General features: G+C 59.8%; 1 protein-coding gene. It reads left to right on the top strand.

The window, feature by feature from the left end; all coding sequences use genetic code 11:
* Nucleotides 1-542, top strand: a 542-nt coding sequence (locus D3P13_RS21835; protein ID WP_198680092.1) for a virulence factor TspB C-terminal domain-related protein, incomplete at both ends; no start/stop codon positions are given.

Below are 542 nucleotides of genomic sequence, written 5' to 3'. Positions count from 1 at the left end.
GCGATATGTCCGCAGCTAAGGTGCCGATTCCGGTGAAACTCACGCCGTCCACCACTCCAGTCAACGTCAATCTGAGCGACCCATACGTTGATCCCGTTACAGGTAAGCGTTATCGCGATGTTGCTACGGTCACGCCAAATTCCGATGGCAAGACAGCCACGTTGACGACAGGTAAGCAGGAGGTGGATGCGAACGGCAATCCGGCGACGGATCCGGCGACTGGTAACGGCAAGGCTCCGGAGAAGCAGGACGACCAGTGCTCGGGCCATGAGACGCGCATGGGTTGTATCGAGCAAGGCGAGATACCGGATGGTCCCGATCTCAAGGAGCAGCAGGTCAACGTGAAGGTCACGCCGGACAGCGGTTGGGGCGCAGATACCGCACCGTGTCCGTCTGATCTAACCGCGTCCATTCACGGCATGCCGATCTCTTGGTCGCTCAAACCGGTCTGTGACGGTGCTGACATGTTCCGCCCGGTCATCATCGCGTGCGCATGGTTGGGCGCTGCGCTGATCGTCATCGGCGTAGGCCGTAAAGGGGAA

This window comes from Aureibaculum luteum (assembly GCF_003449015.1).
GTDB classification, from domain to species: domain Bacteria; phylum Bacteroidota; class Bacteroidia; order Flavobacteriales; family Flavobacteriaceae; genus Aureibaculum; species Aureibaculum luteum.
The sequence above is the reverse complement of the archived record's forward strand: the minus strand, read 5'-3'. Positions and strand labels throughout refer to the sequence as shown.